The sequence below is a fragment of the Bacillus sp. D48C genome (genome assembly GCF_053345735.1).
In genome coordinates this window covers 121,472-138,686 of sequence record NZ_JBKFAQ010000002.1, presented here as the reverse complement: position 1 = coordinate 138,686, position 17,215 = coordinate 121,472, and the positions used below count along the sequence as shown (strand labels likewise).

The 17,215-nt window shown below is 32.7% G+C and carries 12 protein-coding genes; 8 read left to right on the top strand and 4 right to left on the bottom strand.

Going from position 1 to position 17,215, the window contains the following annotated elements; genetic code table 11:
* Window positions 1-3 precede the first annotated feature (3 nt).
* A complete protein-coding gene (locus ACLBXA_RS05730; RefSeq protein WP_001257762.1) occupies window positions 4-339 on the top strand; it encodes a hypothetical protein in 336 nt (111 codons plus the stop codon).
* A gap of 117 nt (window positions 340-456) precedes the next feature.
* On the opposite strand, the gene ACLBXA_RS05725 is transcribed toward ACLBXA_RS05730, so the two are convergent.
* Window positions 457-1,311, bottom strand: coding sequence for an alpha/beta fold hydrolase (locus ACLBXA_RS05725; protein ID WP_242297083.1), 855 nt, complete (start codon window positions 1,309-1,311; stop codon window positions 457-459).
* Between the two features lie 423 nt (window positions 1,312-1,734).
* Window positions 1,735-3,168 (bottom strand): MocR-like pyridoxine biosynthesis transcription factor PdxR, encoded by a 1,434-nt coding sequence (gene pdxR / locus ACLBXA_RS05720; protein WP_097826506.1) that lies wholly within the window; start codon window positions 3,166-3,168, stop codon window positions 1,735-1,737.
* Between the two features lie 148 nt (window positions 3,169-3,316).
* Between pdxR and ACLBXA_RS05715 the strand changes: the two genes are divergently transcribed.
* Complete coding sequence (locus ACLBXA_RS05715) at window positions 3,317-4,234, top strand: DMT family transporter (protein WP_000234335.1); 918 nt, start codon at window positions 3,317-3,319, stop codon at window positions 4,232-4,234.
* Between the two features lie 85 nt (window positions 4,235-4,319).
* Here ACLBXA_RS05715 and secY read toward each other — a convergent pair whose 3' ends face one another.
* Both secY and ACLBXA_RS05705 read right to left on the bottom strand, forming a co-directional pair.
* Window positions 4,320-5,624: a preprotein translocase subunit SecY gene (secY, locus tag ACLBXA_RS05710; RefSeq protein WP_000490132.1), complete on the bottom strand. Its 1,305-nt coding sequence runs from the start codon at window positions 5,622-5,624 to the stop codon at window positions 4,320-4,322.
* Between the two features lie 354 nt (window positions 5,625-5,978).
* Complete coding sequence (locus ACLBXA_RS05705; RefSeq protein WP_098832643.1) at window positions 5,979-6,446, bottom strand: VOC family protein; 468 nt, start codon at window positions 6,444-6,446, stop codon at window positions 5,979-5,981.
* Window positions 6,447-6,700: 254 nt separating this feature from the next.
* On the opposite strand from ACLBXA_RS05705, the gene ACLBXA_RS05700 reads away from it, so the two are divergent.
* The 6 genes from ACLBXA_RS05700 to ACLBXA_RS05675 all read left to right on the top strand — a co-directional run bounded on the left by ACLBXA_RS05700 (window position 6,701) and on the right by ACLBXA_RS05675 (window position 17,194).
* Complete coding sequence (locus ACLBXA_RS05700) at window positions 6,701-7,171, top strand: AraC family transcriptional regulator (protein WP_017763235.1); 471 nt, start codon at window positions 6,701-6,703, stop codon at window positions 7,169-7,171.
* A 94-nt stretch (window positions 7,172-7,265) separates the two neighbouring features.
* The gene (locus ACLBXA_RS05695; protein ID WP_086413170.1) at window positions 7,266-7,781 is read left to right on the top strand and encodes a DinB family protein; all 516 of its coding nucleotides are present in this window, start codon (window positions 7,266-7,268) and stop codon (window positions 7,779-7,781) included.
* Window positions 7,782-8,308: 527 nt separating this feature from the next.
* Complete coding sequence (locus tag ACLBXA_RS05690) at window positions 8,309-10,261, top strand: bifunctional metallophosphatase/5'-nucleotidase (protein WP_242297084.1); 1,953 nt, start codon at window positions 8,309-8,311, stop codon at window positions 10,259-10,261.
* A 340-nt stretch (window positions 10,262-10,601) separates the two neighbouring features.
* Complete coding sequence (locus ACLBXA_RS05685; RefSeq protein WP_000791462.1) at window positions 10,602-12,305, top strand: M4 family metallopeptidase; 1,704 nt, start codon at window positions 10,602-10,604, stop codon at window positions 12,303-12,305.
* A 481-nt stretch (window positions 12,306-12,786) separates the two neighbouring features.
* Complete coding sequence (pulA, locus tag ACLBXA_RS05680) at window positions 12,787-15,345, top strand: type I pullulanase (protein ID WP_001165754.1); 2,559 nt, start codon at window positions 12,787-12,789, stop codon at window positions 15,343-15,345.
* An 871-nt stretch (window positions 15,346-16,216) separates the two neighbouring features.
* Window positions 16,217-17,194 (top strand): SagB/ThcOx family dehydrogenase, encoded by a 978-nt coding sequence (locus ACLBXA_RS05675; protein WP_001290966.1) that lies wholly within the window; start codon window positions 16,217-16,219, stop codon window positions 17,192-17,194.
* The last annotated feature ends 21 nt before the right edge of the window (window positions 17,195-17,215 follow it).

The following is a 17,215-nucleotide window of genomic DNA, read 5'->3' as shown; positions in this document are numbered from 1 at the left end:
AGTATGCGATCTAGGCGATATAAACGTGGTGATCGAGTAAAAATCAATATTCATAAATCGGTATCACCTGAAATGCTTGCGTGGCTGAATAAACAATCAAATCCAACTAATTTCTTCTTTTTTGCTGCGCAGCAACTATTTAAACAAGTAGGAGATATTGACGTTTCTAAAGCTTTACCAAGCAGCCATGTTTTCTCATTATATGTGGAGCCTTCATCCTTATTAAAAGTTGAAGTAAACCCTTTTAAAAACATGACACTAGAAACAAATACATCCACCGAAAATGCAAAAAAAAAATTATGGGAATCTGTTGATCAATTAGATTGTCCATTTTTTTAAACATAGAAAAATATAAGAAGTCCCATCACTATACATACGAATACAGTGATGGGTTTTTGTTTGTAAATAGAAGGGGCACAATATAATTTGTGCCCCTTTTGTTAATTATTTGTTTGTCTAAATTTCAGATGTATGTTTAGAAACAGCAGTAATTATGTTTTCCCAGTCATCTGGATGGTTTTCATGGCCTGCCCCTTTAAGAGTTAATAGTACTGAGTTTGGAATTTCATCAATTAGTGCGAGGCCATGTTCGAATGGGAGTGCTGTATCATCTGTTCCGTGAATAACCAATGTAGGTGCTTGTATGGAGTCAAGTACACCTTCATATGCATCATCACCTTGAAGTAAAGCATGATTAAACATACTTAATAAATTATTTGCGCGTTCTATTTCTTGTTTTACTTGTGTATAAACTCTATTTTCATCAAATATTCGTTCTGATCCACATAATAGACGAGATCCTGAAACTAAATACTCTGCCACATCGTTTTTATTTGTCCAATCTATACTTGTGCCATTTACATGATGTGTTAAAATTCTTTCATCCATTGGAGGTAAATCGCGAGTATTGTCATCAGATCCTATTACACTAGTCGCTAGTAAAGTTAGCGTCAAAATTCTTTCGGGATGTTTTATAGCGGCAATTTGAGCAATCATACCACCTAATGACATACCAAATAGGTGAGCTTTATCAATATGATAAGCATCTAGTACTCCAATTGCATCTTCAGCCATATCTGTTACTGTATAATTGGAAGTTCTAGGTTCGTAGGCAACAGAGCGTCCAACATCACGGTTATCAAAGCGAATAACAAATTTCCCCGTACTAGCCAACAGCTCACAAAACTCTTCGTCCCAATAAACCATGGAACATGTAGCGCCCATAATTAATAAAATAGCAGGGTTCTTAGGGTTCCCAAAGCTTTCTGTACATATATCAATTCCGTTTATTTTAAATATCTTTTCACTCATATAGTTAGCCTCATTTCTTTTGAATTTAATTAATAAAACAGTTTTGGATGATTCTAAGATGTGTGTAAGATTTGTTTTGAAATTCATCCAGTATTAACGAGCAGTAGGAGCCCAATTGGTGAGGGCTGATTAAAGTTTCACTTTATAATGCTTCTTGCATAATTACCCCCAAAAATAATTATATGGTAATTCAAGACAAAAAAATTTGAGAAATAATTGTATGTTATTAAAATAAACAGCAAGGAGGAGAGTAAATGAAAGCAATTGTTATTGATCAATATGGTAGTGTTGAAGAATTGAAAGAAAGACAAGTTTTAAAATCGGTTGTTAAGAATAACGAAAAAGCTCAACAATAAATAATAGCCCATACTACACATTGTCATTTTCGGGTATTATTTATTGTTGGCTATTGTGTTATTACTTCTAACAAATACTGTTTCGTATTGTATCATGTAATTTCTCTAATCCAATTGCCATATCTTTCTCGTTTAACATTGAATAGCTAATTCTTAATTGGTTATCATTTGTTTCGTAGTTTAATAGACAAGCTGTTCCTGGTAAAAAAGAGACATCTACTTCATTTGCTTTTTGTAATAAGGTAAAGGGATCTATCGAATCAGGCAGTTTCACCCATAAATTAAAACCGCCATTTGGTATCTCAAAGTTTAGTCCTTTTAATGGCGATAGTATATCAATTGTTAAATCACGTCTCATTTGTAAAGCTGTACGTAATTTTTCTAAATGATTTTTCATACGTTCCGCACGTAAGAAAGGTAGAAGTGCCTTCTGTGTTAATAAAGGACTACCGATATCCATGGAACCTTTCACTGCATATAGCCATTCAAAAATAGGACCATCGGCAAAAAGTGCTGCGATACGGAGTCCTGGTGCTAACGTTTTACTAAATCCTTTTATATATATCACGTGGCCATCCTTATCAAAACTTTTGATTGGTGGTGGGACTATAGCACCTTCAAAATATATTTCTCCGAAAGAATCATCTTCAATGATAAAAAATTGATATAGCTCCGCTAGTTCTATAAGTTCCATTCTTCGTTCTTTACTCATTACTGTACCTGTCGGGTTCTGGAAGGTGGGATTTGTATACAATAAAACAGGATTTTTACTTTGACAAATATCATCAATTAAGTCGGAGCGAACTCCATGATTATCAAGAGAAATAGGAATGATTTGAACACCTTTATTGATGAAAACGTCAAGCGCAGCACTGTAACATGGACTTTCTACTAATACGATATCTCCAGGTTTTAATAATGTTTGAGCAATTAAATCAATTCCTTGTTGTGCTCCGCTTGTAATTAATAATTGAGATGGGTCCGTCACTAATTTCTGGTGTTCATTTAAGTAATTTGCTATTTCAACTCGCAGTTCATAATCGCCTTGAACTGGCCCATAAGTTGCTAACAACATCGGATTTTTATCTAGCAATTTATGCATTTCGTCTGCCAAAAATGGATTTGGTAACAGACGAGGATACAGAATTGCTTGTGAAAAATCATGATATTTACGGTGCTTATTCATTGCATATTGAGAACGCATAACATTAATAGATCTTGATTGTTGCCATTTATATGGTATCGGTTTGAAATCTTTCTTTACATGTTTATATATGTAAGCACCTTTTCCTTGTTCGATGCGTATATACCCTTTCGTTTCTAACTGTTTATACGCTTTACGAACAGTTAATACATTGATTTGTAAATCTGTGGCCATACAACGTAAAGAAGGAAGGGATTCACCATGTGAAAGCATACCACTTTGTACTCTTTCAACAATTTGCATATATATTTGCTTGTAATACGGTATGTTTGATTCTTTACGCAATACAATCTTCATAGTTTCACCTATTTTTCTTTTTAATTTAATTAAAGCGAAAAATATATAGGGAATCAACTACAACTTGAAGTAACTGTTATATGTATTGATACACTGTTATACACCATACCCTCTATACTCATTTTAAGAGTAAAAAGGAGGAAGAAAAATGGTCATTTTTAATTACATTTTAGTATGTATTATTTTCGGGACAACATTTTTAACAATAAAAATTGGAATTGAAGCAGGGGCGCCACCGTTGTTTTCAGCAGGAATTCGATTCTTTTTAGCGGGCATAATCCTTATGATTATTTTTAAATTAAAGCGAAAAGAAATTATGCCACATATATTTTCAAAACGTATTATGTATGCTGGATTTTGTTTAACATTTATGACATTCGCAAGTTTATATTGGTCAGAACAATATATTTCTTCGGGATTAGCTGCTGTTCTTTCTGCTACGGGACCAATGATGATTTTATTAATACAAGCAAAGAGGAATAGGGAGAAATTACAAAAGGAGCAACTCGTTGCTTTAGTTATCGCACTAATAGGTGTTATATTTGTTTCTTTACCAGGAATGCATCAACAAGTAAGTTTCATATGGAGTATTGCTTGTATTGTTTTAGTTATAGGAGAGTTATTTTACGGAATAGGCTCTATTCGTTCGAAAGAAATACTTTCAGATTTATCAAATGTATCACCATTTCTTATTAACGGTATTCAAATGTTTTATGGAGGGATTTTACTACTAATCGCATCTATTATTGTAGAACAACCAAATGTAACTGTATTAACTTCATGGAGTGTACAATGGCCTATTTTATATCTCATATTTATCGGATCGATCGGTGGACACGGACTATATTACTGGCTCTTATCAAAAACAAATCCAGTATTTCCATCGACGTGGTTATATGTATCACCATTAATTGCAATAATTGTGGGATATATCATTTTAGGAGAACCTTTAAATCCTATAATGGGAATGGGGGCTTGTTTTATATTGATTGGTGTATTTTTAGCCAATCGTTCTACACTACGGACTTATTTCAAAAAAGGGCGGTTATTAGAGAAGGAGATGTAGTTTAATAAAGCAACAGCCCTGTATATTACAGGACTGATACAATAAAAAACACAGTTGGTTATTTTTCCAACTGTGTTTTTTATAATTAATTCACTTTTTTAATAAAACCTTTATAATGACGTTTTACAAGCTGGCTTTCTAACGTCTTCATAGTTTCTAGTGCTACACCGACAATGATAAGTAAGCTTGTACCACCAATTTGGGCAGAAGGTGGTAACGTAGCAATTTTCGTGAATACGAGCGGTAATATAGAAATTGCACCTAAGAAAATTGCACCGATAAATGTTAAACGGTATAAAATTTTAGTTACATATTGTTCAGTTGCTTTACCAGGACGAATACCAGGAACATATCCATTTTGCTTTTTCAAATTCTCAGCCATTTGTTCAGGATTTACTTGAATAAATGCGTAGAAGTATGTGAAAGCAACGATAAGACCGACATAAAGTGTCATTCCAATTGGATGTGCGAAATCAAGATTTGCAACTAACCATTTTGATATGCTTGAATCAGGGAAGAGCTGCGCAATTGTACGCGGCGTCATTAAAAATGCAGAAGCAAAGATAACTGGTATAACACCAGCACTATTTACTTTAAGAGGTAAATGAGTGTTTTTTGCTCCTTGATATTGATTGTTTCCTGAAACAGCTTTTGCATATTGTATCGGTATTTTACGTACAGCTTGTTGAATGTAAATAACGCCAACAACTATCGCTAAAATTACGAGTCCAATTAAAACAATTTTTATTATGTGCATGAATAGCTGATCGCCAGCATTTTGGAATTGTTGTAAATAAATTTGATTTGCAACATTTGGAATCGCGGCAACGAGACCTGCGAAGATAATCATCGAAATACCATTACCAACTCCGTTAGCGGTAATTTGTTCGCCTAACCAAAGTAAAAATGCAGTACCTGCAGTTAAAACTGTCGCAATAAATAAGTATGTAGTCCAGCTTTGATCTGTTATTAATTGTCCACCAGCTATATTATTAAAGCCATAAGACATTCCGATGGCCTGTATGAATGCGAGAATGATTGTAAAGTATCGAGTGAATTGAGCTGATTTCTTACGGCCCATTTCTCCTTGCTTTGCCCATTCCGAAAATTTAGGTATAACATCCATTTGAAGTAATTGTACTATGATAGAAGCTGTAATATATGGTGTAATACCTACAGCAAAGATTGAGAAGTGTTGCAGTGCTCCTCCACCAAATACGTTTAACATACCTAGAACGTTAGCTTGATCTTGTACTTTTAATACCTCTGCGTTAGTATGAGGAACTGGAATAAACGTGCCAATTCGAAAAACGATTAACATCGCTAGTGTAAAAAGGATTTTCCTTCTTATCTCAGCTACTCTCATGAAATTTGAAATCGTACGAAACATTATGTCGCCTCCTATATTTTTATCAGTAAAAAACTGATTATTATACCCTATGAAGTAACCACAAACCTCCTTCCGCACTAAATTCATTTGACAAATGGATTTTCATACACTTTGTAGTTTTCACGGATATAAAAATATAAGGTGTTATATAAGCGACCTATACACTTTTCGTAATCATTCAATACCCATAATATATCGAATAAATTCACAAATGTACATACATACGCATGAAAAATGAATAAATAGGGTCATTTTTTACATTTATTTAATGATAAATTGATAGGACATTATTATTCACGATTGTTATACATGTTATAAAAATAAAGGCGAGCCACTATGATTTATAGCTTATATTCATTCAAATGTGTCAGCTAATAGTGTCTCCCAATCTTTAAATGATAATTTATTAGTTATATGTTTTAGTGCATTAGGTACAACAATATGACAAATAAGTTCTAAGCTATTACCATCTGGATCAATAAAATAAACAGATGCATTACCTTGATGTGGACGGACAAAGGGTTCAATAGATTCATTACTCCCAAACGGAACAGCTTTAATTTGAAGTGAGTGTAACCAATATAATGATTCTTTTAAATCCTCATATGAAACTCTAAATGCAATATGACGTAAAGAAGGATGATATTTTGTTTCGTATTCAGAGCCCGCCCATAATCCTAGCCAACTTTTCCCATCCTCAATCCAAAAGAATGCTGTTGATTCATCGCTCCAGGCTAACTTCAACCCTAGTTTTTCATAAAATCTGATAGATTGTTGTAAATTACTCACTGGTAAATGCGCTTCGTATATTCCTTTAATCAATTAAAATCCTCCACCTTTTTATTTTCTTACAATTAATATATCGATTTAAAAAGAATGTAAAATCAAATAAAAGTATGAAAGTACATACTACTTTAGTAGTAGTAATAGTAATCAATTATATTTCAATTAAAATTCATCTCCCGCTGATTAAAGTTTCACTTTATATGATTAGAGAATTCTTTTAATTTAAGAAGGAATAAATGTTAAAAAAAGCTAATTAAACAGTGTACATATTTATAGGGGAGAAGATATAAATGAAAGTTGTTATAAAAAAATTACCACCATTAGAAGTAGCGTATATAAGACGAACTGGTAGCTACTTTGAACCGCAAGATCACTGGGGGAAGTTACTGAACTGGTCAATTGAAAATAAACTGTATCCACCAGAGCAATCATTTATCGGAATATCATTAGATAATCCTGAACTTGTTGCAAGTCATAAGTGCCGGCATGATGCATGTGTTACGATTCCTGAAAACTTCGATAAAGAAAAGTATCATGATGTGCAATTTAAAAGATTAGATGGAGGTACATATGGTCTATACCAGTTCTATGATGAACCTCATAAATTAAGTGAAGCGTATCAATACATGTATGCAGAGTGGCTACTAAATAGTGAGTATGGTGCAGATTATGATAGAGATAATTTAGAGTTTTGCTTAAATAATGTTGCTGAAGATCTAGAAGGAAAGTTAAAAGTTGATTTATTTGTGGCTTTAAAATGAAATTGGAATAGTAGTGAAAGAAAATCTGTTTTCGAAGATAATATTTTTAGCGTAGAAATTTAAGTATGTAGGTTGCAATGAAAGGAGAATCCGCATGGATACATTTGTAAATGACAAGTTTTATGAAACGAGAAATCAATTAGTTGAGGAAATTTTTTTGTTGAGTGATGCTCAATTTAATAGGAAACCAGATAAGGATAAATGGAGTATTGCACAAGTTTGTCATCATTTAGTTTTATTAGATGAAAGAGTGATAACAGTTATTTCCTCAGGGTTAAAAAAGTTAGATAGTACCCAAAATGAGCGTAAAGAAATTCACACTATTTTATTAGATAGAACGAAAAAGTTTATAGCTCCAGAAATGATTGAACCAAGTATAGAACCATTTGAAGTGGAGCAAATGCTCAATATGCTAAACGAATCAAGAAAAGAATTGATGCGTTTTCTGAGTACAATAGAAGATGAATCTAAATTAGTAAAAAAATCAGTGATGCATCCAGCTCTTGGAGAATTATTTCTTGATCAGTGGATAGAATTAATCTATTTGCATGAACAGCGTCATATAGAACAAATCAAAGAGATAAAATTGCTTTGTGAAATTGAAAAGTAAAAATCATTCCCTGTTTATTGATGCGTATTATAAACAGGGGAAACGATTGATTCATATTGATTCAGAAGAAAACAAAAATAGAATGAAATTAGTTGAAAGTAACCAATAAGCTTAAGAAAATATAAAACTATCCGATTTTCTGTATAAGTGTAACCCCGTCTTAAATGAAGAGCGGGGTTATTTTTTTTGAAAGTGTTTTTATTTAGAAGGAAATAAATCAGCAACGAAATTCAAAAAATTAATCATCATAACATATTGTATATGCACGTTTTAATAAATTGAAATGATAATGAATGATATATCCTTATTTTGAAAGTACACTTCACACCCTTAAGGAAGGGGTATTCTGTCAGGAAACGATAAAATACAATTCTGTTAGGGGATGTATGCAATTTATTCTCTTTATTTTTGCAACAGAACCACCTTCAAAATTATCTTTTGTAGTTGAAGTTTCCCGAATAATAAGTTACATTTTTAAAGTTCAAACAACTTTACGAAAGTACAAAAAGGGGAGAAATATTATTATTATGCAAAAAATGAAATGGAAGAACTATGTATGTTACTTTGTAATTCTATTACTGCTCGGAACAGCAGTAATAGTCAAACCACCTATCTCTAAGGCTGAGGAATCTGAAGTTAATATTACATTGTTAGGTACTGCAGATATTCATGGCAGATTTATGCCTTGGGATTATGCGCTTGATGGAGCAAATATGAGTGGAAGTTTGACGCAGCTTTATACGGTTATAAAGAAGGTCCGTCAAGAAAATCAAAATACCATATTAGTAGATGCCGGGGATACAATTCAAGGAAACTCAGTAGAATTATTCAACGATAAGCCACAATCGCCAATGATGGTAGCGATGAATACAATGGGATATGACGCCTGGGCATTTGGAAATCATGAATTCAACTTTGGATTAGATACATTGAAAAAAGTTAGTGAGCAATATAAGGGAAAAACGTTAGCAGGAAATATTTATAAGGAAAATGGAGAGCGCTTTCTTCCTGCATATACAATTGTAGAAAAAGGTGGAATTAAAGTTGGGATTATTGGTATGAATACACCAATGATTAGTGATTTTGAAAAAGGGACAGATCACTTAAATGGTTTAGTGGTGAAAAATCCGGTAGAAGAGACGAAAAAGGCAATTAAGGAATTAGAAGGTAAAGTAGATGTAATGGTAGGAGTTATGCATATGGGATTAGAAAATGAGAATGGTATCCCTGGTACTGGTGTTCAAGATATTGCAAATGCTTGTCCGGAACTAAGCGCTATTTTTGCGGCTCACATGCATAAACTTGTAAAAAAAGAAGTTGTAAATGGCGTAATTATTACAGAGCCAGATAAATATGGAACACATATTTCACGTATTGACCTTACTTTTACAAAGCAAGATGGGAAGTTGGTTTTAAAAGATAAAACTGCTACCGCTATACCTGTAAAAAATGCTGATGGAACAACGATATTATCTGATCCTACACTTGAAGAAACACTAACACCTTTTCACGAATATGCGAGAGGAGATGCAAATGTTGTAGTCGCTCAATTAAAGGGTAGAAATCTTGTTCCTGAAAATGAAATAAAGGGTATTCCAAGTGTTCAGATTCAAGAAACACCTTTATCAGATTTCTTTCATGAAGTCATGCTCTACTACAGTAAAGCAGATGTAGTAGCCCATCAAATTGATAATGATTATGCCCGTTTGGATACAGGTCCTATTAAGAAAAAAGATATTGCGTATAATTACCAATATGCCTTGGGAGAGATTACAGTATATAAGATTTCTGGAAAAGATTTAAAAGACTATATGGAATGGGCAGCAGGATATTTTAACTCATCTCGTGCCGGAGATGTAACCGTTAGCTTTGATAAAACCCGCCGTGCATCTAAATACAGTACGAACGATTTCTTTGGAGGCGTAAAATACGAAATTGAATTAACAAAACCATACGGAAGTAGAATTACAAATTTACGCTCTATTCGTACAAACAAACCAATCAAAATGAGCGATGTTATGACGCTGGGAATGAATGCATACAGAATGGAGGCTCTTCAGGCAAAAGGAGGAGCTTTAGAGGGGCGTAAGTTTGAACAAATTTGGTCATCTAAACAAGAGAATGCATTTGGAGAAACAGGTGGAACCATTCGTAACCTTGCTATTACATATTTAAAAGAGGTAAAGAACGGTGTATACACGCCAAAAGTTATGCGTAATTGGAAAATTACTGGTGTAGATTTACATTCTTCAGAGCATAAGGCTGTAGTTGATCTTGTGAATAAAGGGATTTTAGAAATTCCAAAAACAGAAGACGGAAAATACACAAATATAGCATCTATAAATACGAAAGATTCAATTACAAAAGAAGAGATTGTAGCACTCTCACAAAAAGCAAATATTAATCCAAATCAGTTTAAGCATATAAAAACGAAAGGTGAATTTTACAAAAAACTTAGTAGGATTACTAAAAAAATATAAATTATAAGGTTTCTTATAGTAATTGTTATTTTAACAACATTAAACCCACTCTTAAAATAGTAAAGAGTGGGTTTTTATGTTGTTATTTAGAGGTAAGTATACTTTTATTACAATGAATATAGATAATTAATAACTAACCAATTGGATGAGCGCCTATAAGGACTCTCTTTTATTCAAATTAATGTACATATGTGTTCCGTTCATTATTTATAATATTGACCACAATTTATGTAATTTTGCATAATGTTACATAAATTGTGTATTTTCTCTTTTTTCCGACAGAAATAGACAGTATACTTTGTACAAGCTTTCTATTTCAAAAATTATACGAGGTGAAATAATGAAAAACAAAAAGACATTAACTAAGGTAGCATTAACAACTGGATTAGCTTTAACAGCTGTGGCACCATATGGGGTAGGTCATGCAGAGGAAACAGATCAACTACAAGTTCAAATTCAGGAAGAATCGTTCCGTTCGGGTGAACTGACACAACCGTCACAAAAGACACCAGAAAATGTAGTAAAGGATGCACTTAAGGAGAAAACAGAGCAAGCTCTCTCCCAAAAACAAGTCAATGGAGAAGCAGGAGTAGATTATAAAGTCCTTCAAAAACGTGGTTCGTATGATGGAACTACACTTGTACGTATGCAGCAAACATACGAAGGAAAAGAAGTATATGGTCATCAATTAACTGCACACGTAGATAATAATGGTGTTATTAAAAGTGTTTCAGGTGATAGCGCGCAAAATCTAAAACAAGAAGAATTGAAAAAACCTATTAATCTGTCAAAAGATGAAGCAAAACAATTTATTTATACGAAGTACGGGAACGATATCAAGTTTATTACTGAGCCAGAAGTTAAAGAGGTTATTTTTGTTGATGAAAATAATGGACAAGCTAAAAATGCATACCAAGTTACCTTTGAAGCTGCAACACCAAACTATGTTTCTGGTACTTATTTAGTAAATGCACAAAATGGTGATATGTTAAAAAATATGGTACAAGAATCTAACTTAAAAGCTAGTGACAAACTAGTTGGAGCTTTAAAGAAAAGTAAACAAAGCAGTCTTACATCATTAACTGGAACAGGAAAAGATGATTTAGGTATTTCTCGTTCATTTGGTATCTCTAAACAAAGTAATGGCAAATATGCTCTTGCTGATTATACAAGAGGGCAAGGAATTGAAACATATGATGTGAATTACAGAGATATTACTAAAGAAGAAAGCTATTATCCTGGTACATTAGCGACTAGTACTTCGGCAACATTTAACGATCCAAAAGCAGTAAGTGCTCATTACTTAGCAACAAAAGTATTTGATTTTTATAAAGATAAATACAAACGTAATAGCTTTGATAATAAGGGACAAAAGGTAGTTTCAGTTGTACATGCTTGGGATTCTGAAGAGACGAATGATCCGAAAAATTGGCAGAATGCATTAAGTGCTAATAATGGAAGTATGCTTGTATATGGGGATCCTATTGTTAAAGCATATGACGTAGCTGGACATGAATTTACACATGCTGTTACTTCTAGTGAATCTAATCTTGAATATTACGGTGAATCCGGTGCGATTAATGAGGCGCTATCTGATATTATGGGAACATCTATTGAGAAATACGTAAATAATGGAAACTTTAATTGGACAATGGGAGAACAAACGGGATCTGTTTTCCGTGATATGGAAAACCCAGCTTCTGTTCCATCTTCACTCGGAGTACCTTATCCAGATGATTACAGTGAATTTAACGATTTTAATGGATGGGATCAAGGCGGTGTTCATTTTAATTCAAGTATTATTAATAAAGTTGCGTATCTCATTGCAAAAGGCGGAACTCATAACGGAGTAACTGTTAAAGGAATTGGTGAAGATAAAATGTTTGATATTTTCTATTATGCAAATACTGATGAGTTAAACATGACTTCTAATTTCAAAGAATTGAAATCAGCATGTATTCGAGTGGCAACTAATAAATATGGGGCGAATACAGCTGAAGTTCAAGCAGTTCAAAAGGCATTTGATGCAGCAAAAATTAAGTAATTTAGAATTATAGTTCTCATTCATATATTAATACATTATGAAAAAAGCTAATATCATTTTAAGGATATTAGCTTTTTTACGTAGCGATGTATTGTTGAAAATAAACTGACTAAGCAATAATTAGGCGCGTTATCTGTAAGAAGTTGCGACAAATAAATAAGGTTTAAAGTATATAAAAACAGAAAATTAATAATATATTGACCTCTTGATAGAAAGTCTATAAAATGAAAACGATAACAAACGATTGCTTTAAAATGATTTCCCTGACCTTTTAGCATTTACAAATATATGAGGGCATACACAAATCTATTTTTTTAAGCAATTTATGCAAACGCTTCCGTATTAAAAGGTCATTGAAATACATACGTGAAAATAGCCAATATGGAGGTGAAGCAAAAGAGATTTCTAGATTAATTTAAGCAGTGTTATTCAGTGTAAGCATAATAAATCGCTAGTAATATTTGAAGAAAGGGTGTATGTGGTGCAAATTATAAAAAGATTAATTAACAAAACAGTTTTATTACTTACTTTAATCGTTATGTTATCATCTGTTTTCTCCTTTCAGGGTGTGAAGGCAGTTTCAAATTCGAAAACAACTGAAGTTATCATTCATTACAAAGAGAAGCTTGGAAATACAAAAGACTGGAATCTTTGGTTATGGGGAGAAAATGCAAATGGTACATCTTATGAATTTACTGGTGAAGATGAATTTGGAAAATACGCTAAGATAAAAATAGACGGTGACTATAATCGTGTAGGATTTATAGTTCGAACAAATGAATGGGAAAAAGATGGTGGGGATCGTTGGATTGAAAATATAAAGGGCGGTCGTGCTGAAGTATGGATTCTTTCGGGCGATGAAAAAGTATATAACTCTAAGCCTTCTTCAGATCTCTCAATTCAAAAAGCAACTATTGATAGTTTCCATGAAATTACCGTAACGACTAATGTCCCGTTTCATATTAGGGAAAAGAAAATTGAAATTGAAGGCATTAAAATTAAAAATATTAGTCCTTATGATATAAATAGTGGAGATATTACTAATAAGGTCAAAATAATTACGGAACAGAAAATTGATTTAAAACAAACATACAAAGTTAAAATAGAAAACTTAGCTGATACGAATACTGAAATTGGTAAAGTCATTCGTAGCGAGGAATTTGATAATTTATTTTATTATAGTGGTAACGATTTAGGGAATACATATACCGCGCAACATACAAAGTTCCGTTTATGGGCTCCTACTGCAAGCGAAGCGAAGTTAGTTACATATAAAAACTGGAACGATAAAATAGGTGCTGAAATAAACATGCAACAAGGTGAAAAGGGAACTTGGACAGCAGAACTAAAGGGGAATCAAAAAGGGCTCTTTTATACGTATAAGGTCAAAATTGGTGATACATGGACTGAAGCGGTTGATCCATATGTGCGTGCTGCTTCTGTAAATGGAGATAAAGGTGCAGTCGTTAATTTAGAAGAAACAAATCCGAAAAAATGGAAAGCAAACAAAAAGCCAAAATTTAAAAATCCGGAAGATGCTATTATTTATGAGTTACATGTACGCGATCTTTCCATCCAACCTGAAAGTGGTATTAAACAGAAAGGGAAGTATTTAGGTGTAACAGAAAAAGGAACAAAAGGGCCAGAAGGTGTAAAAACAGGACTTGATCATATAAAGGATCTAGGTGTTACTCACGTTCAGTTTTTACCGATATTTGATTATGCTTCTGTAAATGAAGAGACTTTAAATGAACCGCAATATAACTGGGGATATGATCCTAAAAATTTCAACGTTCCAGAAGGCTCCTATTCTACAAATCCTTATGAGCCGACTGTGCGAATAACTGAATTGAAGCAAATGGTTCAAACACTACATGACAATAATCTTCGAGTAGTGATGGATGTAGTATATAACCATATGTATAACGCTGCTGAATCTAATTTCCATAAGTTAGTTCCAGGTTATTATTATCGTTACAATGAAGATGGAACATTTGCAAATGGAACTGGAGTAGGAAATGATACTGCTTCAGAAAGAAAAATGATGAGGAAATTTATGATAGATTCCGTCACATATTGGGCAAAAGAATACAATTTAGATGGATTCCGTTTTGATTTAATGGGTATTCATGATTATGAAACGATGAATGAAATACGTAAAGCTGTTAATCAAATTGACCCTTCTATTATACTACACGGAGAAGGATGGGATTTAAATACACCTCTTGCAGCTGAGCTGAAAGCAAATCAAAAAAATGCAGAGAAAATGAAAGGGATTGCTCATTTTAACGATAATATACGTGATGGGTTGAAAGGTAGTGTATTTGAGGAAAAGGAAAATGGTTTTATAAATGGAAAGGAAAACATGGAAGATCGTATTAAAAAAGGTATTACGGCAGGTATTGACTACGATACAAATTCGTCTACCTATCAAGATCCGGAACAGGTATTAACTTATGTGGAAGCACATGACAATCATACATTATGGGATAAACTTGAGTTAACTAATTCAGGTGACAGTGAAGAAGTGCGAAAACAAATGCACAAATTGTCTTCTTCAATTTTATTAACATCACAAGGAGTTCCATTTTTACATGCAGGGCAAGAGTTTATGCGGACGAAATACGGTGATCATAATAGTTACAAATCTCCAGATTCAATTAACCAGATGGATTGGCTGCGCCGTGCAACGTTTAATAATGAAGTAGATTATATGAAGGGTTTAATAGAATTACGCAAAAAGTACTCAGCTTTTCGAATGACATCTGCAGAGCAAATAAAAACACACGTATCATTTATTGATGCCCCGAAAAATACGGTAGCTTATACAATAGAGGGGAATAAAAATGAATACTTTACAGTGGCTCACAATGCAAATAGAGAAGCTGTTGATATAACACTTCCATCGAAAGGTCCTTGGAAAGTACTAGTAGACGGGAAGCAGGCGGGAAGTAAACCACTTTATGTTGTCCATGACAATAAAATTAAAGTTCCTGCATTAAGTTCATTTGTCTTAAAAACAGAGAAACCGATTAAATAAAAGCGAAGAATGTGGAAATAAATACTGCATTGAGCAAATTTAACAAGGATTGCAAATAAAAAAAGCGAAGTGAAGATTATTCTCACTTCGTTTTTAAAGTTAATGTAATATAATTTCACATACTGTAATTATATTACAATTTAATAAAAGAAATAAGCAATAGATTATTTCTTTTGTGGCAGTAGGAGAAGAAGATATCTTTGAGTTTATTTATAAAATTACCTGAAATACATTCGTAATTCAGATAATGTTTATTATATATTCGAACATATAACGAACTAGATGTTCGAGTTGTATTAATTCCTACAAATCGTTTAAAAATAACAAAGGCGTAAAAAGTATATGGAATTAAAATAGAGAAAAGACACCATTCAAGGTGTCTTTTCTCTATTTTGAATATGAAATGTAAGTAACTCGATTGTATGTAATAGTATGTGATATTTTCACACTAACTGATTAAGAAAAATTTAAAACTCTTTTCTTAATCTATTTGTAATAAATTACATCATAAAATTTTATCGATATAATAAATAAAACTTTCTCAACATTATTTGATTTAATAACTATATTCAACCGCTCTCCAATCCATTACAATAATTTCACATTGGAAATACATGAATATTCTCAATGTTATAAATGGTTTATACCTTATAGGATTACTATGGGAAAGGATGTGAAATATCCAAAAAGAAATCATTTTTTATGATGAAATAAAAAATTTTAATGAAGAAAAAGTTATTTCATTATTTTCAAGTTTCGTTAAAGTGCATGTATTTATAATCACTATGAGACAAGGAGCAGAATCCAAAAAAAATTTTGTAAATTAGAAAATTGCATTTCAAAAATAAGTTAAATGTTTATGGAGGGTTATATGAGCGAGAAAATTTATTACTGGTCTCCGATTAAGCATTGGGAGAAGTTGCATAATGAAGTTTTGATAGGGGAAATGAGATTTACAGGTATTCTGTCTGAGTGGTTTCCAGATTTTTATTTTATGGCTCAAAAAGGTGTGAAAATTAGTGAACTAGTAGAGCGCTTTTCGTTAGGAAATGTAGAAGAGACACAAAAAAACATAGAGCTCATGATAAAAAATCGTGTGTTAGTAAGTAATATATTACACCCAAGAGAAGTATTTTCTTCACAAGAAAAGATTTTTTCAAATCCATATAGCAACCAGATTCGCTTTTCTAAAGAAAAGTTAGATAAGTATATGAGTGAACAATTAAATCGCACGCACGTTGCTGCACGGTCGACCGAAATTCAACTTGAAACAACAAATGAGCTACCTACTATAATTAAGGAACGTAGATCTTGTCGTCAATTTGATACGGAAAAACATATTAGTTTTTCGGAATTTTCCCAATTCTTATCAACTCTAAAACAGGTTAAGGAAGAAAAAATATACTATCATTACGCAAGTGCAGGCGGGCTCTATCCCATTGATATCTTTGTTTATATAAAACCAAAACGTATAGAGGGTATGAAAGCTGGATTTTATTATTATAACCCATCAAAAAACAGTCTTGTGATTGTAAACAACATTGATCAAGTGATCAAAAGTGATCATGAGTTAATTAATCAGGATTTATTTACTCAATCTGCATTCTCAGTTTATTTGATTTATAATGCGAACGCTTCTATCCCGAAATACGGTTCAGATGGATATTTATTTGCTTGTATTGAGTCAGGCATTATCACTGCTACCTTAAATATGGTTGCTGAAACATTAAATTTAGGGGTTTGTTCAGTTGGTCATATGAAATTTGAAGATATTCAGCAATTTTTATGTTTGGATAATCATCAAGTGTTTCTCCATGGGCTTGAAGTTGGCTTAAAAATTAACGAGTAGAAGAAATGAATATTAGGGGGA

Excerpts from the sequence above, each read along its gene's own strand:
- ACLBXA_RS05725 (WP_242297083.1), bottom strand. The coding sequence starts at position 1,311 with ATGAGTGAAAAGATATTTAAAATAAACGGAATTGATATATGTACAGAA.
- ACLBXA_RS05675 (WP_001290966.1), top strand. The coding sequence starts at position 16,217 with ATGAGCGAGAAAATTTATTACTGGTCTCCGATTAAGCATTGGGAGAAG.
- ACLBXA_RS05690 (WP_242297084.1), top strand. The coding sequence starts at position 8,309 with ATGCAAAAAATGAAATGGAAGAACTATGTATGTTACTTTGTAATTCTA.
- secY (WP_000490132.1), bottom strand. The coding sequence starts at position 5,624 with ATGTTTCGTACGATTTCAAATTTCATGAGAGTAGCTGAGATAAGAAGG.
- ACLBXA_RS05700 (WP_017763235.1), top strand. The coding sequence starts at position 6,701 with ATGAAAGTTGTTATAAAAAAATTACCACCATTAGAAGTAGCGTATATA.
- ACLBXA_RS05730 (WP_001257762.1), top strand. The coding sequence starts at position 4 with ATGCGATCTAGGCGATATAAACGTGGTGATCGAGTAAAAATCAATATT.
- pdxR (WP_097826506.1), bottom strand. The coding sequence starts at position 3,168 with ATGAAGATTGTATTGCGTAAAGAATCAAACATACCGTATTACAAGCAA.
- ACLBXA_RS05695 (WP_086413170.1), top strand. The coding sequence starts at position 7,266 with ATGGATACATTTGTAAATGACAAGTTTTATGAAACGAGAAATCAATTA.
- ACLBXA_RS05685 (WP_000791462.1), top strand. The coding sequence starts at position 10,602 with ATGAAAAACAAAAAGACATTAACTAAGGTAGCATTAACAACTGGATTA.
- ACLBXA_RS05715 (WP_000234335.1), top strand. The coding sequence starts at position 3,317 with ATGGTCATTTTTAATTACATTTTAGTATGTATTATTTTCGGGACAACA.